The 3,584-nt window shown below is 71.7% G+C and carries 4 protein-coding genes; 2 read left to right on the forward strand and 2 right to left on the reverse strand.

Annotated features, from left to right (window positions below; translation table 11 throughout):
* The first annotated feature begins 19 nt into the window (after positions 1–19).
* Positions 20–979: an endo alpha-1,4 polygalactosaminidase gene (locus Q0A33_RS02845; protein ID WP_291792815.1), complete on the forward strand. Its 960-nt coding sequence runs from the start codon at positions 20–22 to the stop codon at positions 977–979.
* A 119-nt stretch (positions 980–1,098) separates the two neighbouring features.
* On the opposite strand, the gene Q0A33_RS02850 is transcribed toward Q0A33_RS02845, so the two are convergent.
* Positions 1,099–1,917: a hypothetical protein gene (locus Q0A33_RS02850; protein ID WP_291792807.1), complete on the reverse strand. Its 819-nt coding sequence runs from the start codon at positions 1,915–1,917 to the stop codon at positions 1,099–1,101.
* A 203-nt stretch (positions 1,918–2,120) separates the two neighbouring features.
* Here Q0A33_RS02850 and Q0A33_RS02855 point away from each other — a divergent pair, with 203 nt between their 5' ends.
* Complete coding sequence (locus tag Q0A33_RS02855; protein WP_291792810.1) at positions 2,121–2,333, forward strand: DUF3073 domain-containing protein; 213 nt, start codon at positions 2,121–2,123, stop codon at positions 2,331–2,333.
* A gap of 288 nt (positions 2,334–2,621) precedes the next feature.
* Here Q0A33_RS02855 and purM read toward each other — a convergent pair.
* Positions 2,622–3,584 (reverse strand): phosphoribosylformylglycinamidine cyclo-ligase (gene purM / locus Q0A33_RS02860; RefSeq protein ID WP_291792813.1); only part of this gene is annotated, 963 nt, incomplete at its 5' end.

Consider the following 3,584-nt stretch of genomic DNA (forward strand, 5'->3'; position numbering starts at 1 on the left):
CCCCGCCACCCTCGTTCTGCTGTGCGGTCTCGCTCTCACAGGGTGCGCCGCGCAGCCCGCGAACGCCCCGCAGTCACTCCCCTCCCACTCCCCGCAGCCGGCACACGCCCCGCCCTCGGACGCCTCGGGCACGGCGCCCGAGGCCGGCCCCTCCCAGACCGCAGCATCTGCGAGCACCGCATCCGTGGGCACAACGCCTGCGCCCGGGGCGTTCGCGCTCCCGCCCACCACCGGGGTCTTCGACTACCAGCTCGGCGGCGCACACCCGACGGCGGACGGCCGGCCGCTCGACGTGGTCGTCCGGGATGCCTCCGAGGCTCCGCAGCCCGGCGCCTACAGCGTCTGCTACGTCAACGCCTTCCAGACCCAGCCGGACGAGTCCGCGGAGTGGCTGGCCCGTGACGAGGAACGGCTCCGCCGAGGCAGTGCTCCTCTCCTCCTGCGCACCCCCGCGGGAGAACCCGTCCGCGACCCCGACTGGCCGGACGAATACGTGCTGGACCCGTCTGCCGAGGAGCAGCGCGACGGCATCCTGGAACACCTCGCGCCCGTGATCACGGCCTGCGCGGACGACGGGTTCGACGCCGTCGAGTTCGACAACCTCGACACCTGGACGCGGTTCCCCGCGATCAGCGAGGCGGGTGCCGGCGCGCTCGCACGCAGCCTCACGGCGCAGGCGCACGCGGCGGGTATGGCCGCCGGACAGAAGAACGCCGCCGAGGTCGCCGCCACGGCCCAGCACGACCTCGGCTTCGACTTCGCCGTCACGGAGGAATGCGCCGTCTGGGACGAGTGCCGGGCCTACACGGACGTCTACGGCGAGCACGTCCTCCAGATCGAGTACCCAGATGCCCTCGCCGAGGCCGGACTCACCTTCGCGGAGGCATGTGCCGCCCCCGGCCGCGCTCCGCTCACCCTCCTGCGCGACCGCGGACTCACCCCGCCCGGCGACGAGGCCCACGTCTACGCCGCCTGCTGAGACGCACCTGTTGAAGGGCACCGCCTGCTGAAGGGCACCTTGCGGGCTTCGCTCATTCCCGGACGCGCACCGGCCGCGGCGCAGGCCGCAACACAGGCCGGCGCTCCGGCGGCCGCACGTCAGTTCGAGCGGGCCAGCAGGCGCAGGTGCTCGACCTGGTGGAGGTACCGCGCGAAGATCTCGCCGGCCTCGTCGTCCTCGCCCGCGGCCAGCGCAGCGATGCACTCGACCACCAGATGGCGCATCCGACCGTGCCAGTGCACCTCGGACAGCCCACCCAGATCCAGCTCCAGGACCGCATTCACGTCGAAGCCGTCCAGCCATTCGCTGAACTCCCCCACCACCGCGCTGGCACCGGAGGGCACACCCTTCTCCGCGAGCATGTCCCGCGTCCAGTCCACCCGCGCGGAGCTGCGCACCAGATCGCACCTCACCCGCACCCGCAGGCTGCCGTCCTCGCTCTCGTCCTCGACGACCTCGTCCTCCTCGTCGTCGAACGCGAGCCACCACTGGAACGGCACGGTCCACGCCGAGACCTGCGAGAACACCCGGTCACCGCGCTCCTCGCGCAGCCACGACATGCGTTCGATCGCAGCCTCGCGCCGCACCCCGCGGGGCACGAGCGGGTCGAGCAGAGCAGGGGGAACGTTCTCCTCGAGCTCCTGCAGAGCACCCCAGGACAGCACCTCCTGCTGCACGGGCCACGCGCGGGTGATCCCGTCGCGGGTCTCGGAGGCGGGCAGATAGATGCGCGTGCCGGGCGTCGCCTTGGGCACGGGCGACGGAGGCAGCACGAGCAGGCGGCGGTCGGCCTCGGCCCGCAGATCCTCACGGACCTCGTCGTCGTTCGCGGACACGGCGTCGGACTCCCACGCCGGATGTGCGAAAACCGGCTCGAAGACGCGCAGGTAGACCTCGTACGGGCGTGAGAACGACATGCCCCTCAGCTTATCGGCCGGTCTCAAATCTCCGTATCCGCGCGTCGTGCGCCTTCCGGCGGGCTCCCGTCCGCCGGGACACCCTCGTACCGGGGCAGAATGGCCCCCTCTCTTCATTCCGGGTAGAATCCCCCAGAGTACGTGCACATTACAGACCAGGGACCTCATCCCACCCTGGATGAGCAACGGAGGGGGTCAGGCCAGTGGGTCGTGGTCGCGCGAAGGCGAAGCAGATCAAGGTCGCTCGGAAGCTCAAGTACAACAGCCCGGAGACAGATCTGAGCGCACTTCAGAGGGAGCTCGGCGGAGAGGCTGCGCACGCGGACAGCTACGGTCCGGACGGATTCGAGGACGACTACTCCGACTACGCGGAGAAGTACGGCGAGCCGGACGAGGACGAGGACGCCGCACGCTGATCCCAGCAGGCTGCACACGTCTCACGGAGTTGCCACCGCCTCACCGGCCATCGCGTCACGGTCGGCTGAGCATCAGGTGCAGGAGGAAGGGACCGGACCGCATCCGGTCCCTTCTCCGCATTCACCCTGGTGCCATTCGCCCCGGAGCCCGGACCGCCCGCTGACGCACGGCCCTCGCCGGGCACCGACGCCGCCCCTCGGCAGCACGGTCAGCCCATGACGCGGACCCGCGGCGAAGGGCCTCGGCGGAATGGCCTCTCAAGCGACGCCGCCGAGGCCGTGGGCCGCTCAGACCAGGATGGCCCCACCGGCGTCCACGCCCTTGGCACCGCGCACATAGGCCTCCTCGCGGGTGAACGCGCCGTCGTCCGTCCGCACGTCTCCCAGCACCCAGGCGCCGGGATAGGCGTGCAGCACCTCGTCCACCCGGGCCCCGTCCACGGCCAGCACCATGCCCACGCCCAGGTTCCACGTCCGTTCCCGGTCCAGCAGGGGCACTCCGCCGAGGTCGCCCAGCACGGAGAACACCGGCGGGATCTGCCAGGAGTCGCGGCGCATGACGCCCACCGTGGACCGCGGCAGCACGCGGGCCACATTGGCGCTGAGGCCGCCGCCGGTCACGTGCGAGATCGAGTGGACTGCGCCGGGCAGCTCCTCCAGGAGGGCCAGCAGCGGACCGGTGTACACACGGGTGGGGGTGAGCAGCTCCTCCCCCAGCGTCCGGCCGAACTCCGGGACCTCGCGGTCCAGGGACCAGCCGGCATCGGCGATGATCCGGCGCACCAGCGAGTAGCCGTTGGAGTGCAGGCCCGAGGCCGGCAGTCCCACCAGCACGTCGCCGGCGACCACACGGTCCGCGCCCAGCACCTGGTCCGCCTCGACCACACCGGTGGCCGCACCGGCGACGTCGTACTCGTCGACGCCCAGCAGGCCGGGGTGCTCCGCCGTCTCGCCGCCCACCAGGGCCACACCCGCACTCCGGCAGGCCTCCGCGATGCCGCGGACGATGGCCGCGATGCGCTCCGGCACCACCTTGCCGCAGGCGATGTAGTCCGTCATGAACAGCGGCTTGGCACCCAGCACCACGATGTCGTCGACGACCATGCCCACGAGGTCGTGGCCGATCGTGTCGTGGATGTCGAGCTGCTGCGCCAGCGCCACCTTGGTGCCCACGCCGTCCGTGGACGTCGCGAGCTGCGGGCGGCGGTAGTCCTTGAGCGCCGAGGCGTCGAAGAGCCCGGCGAACCCGCC

Origin of the sequence: Brevibacterium sp. (assembly GCF_022712115.1) — a bacterium.
GTDB classification, from domain to species: domain Bacteria; phylum Actinomycetota; class Actinomycetes; order Actinomycetales; family Brevibacteriaceae; genus Brevibacterium; species Brevibacterium salitolerans.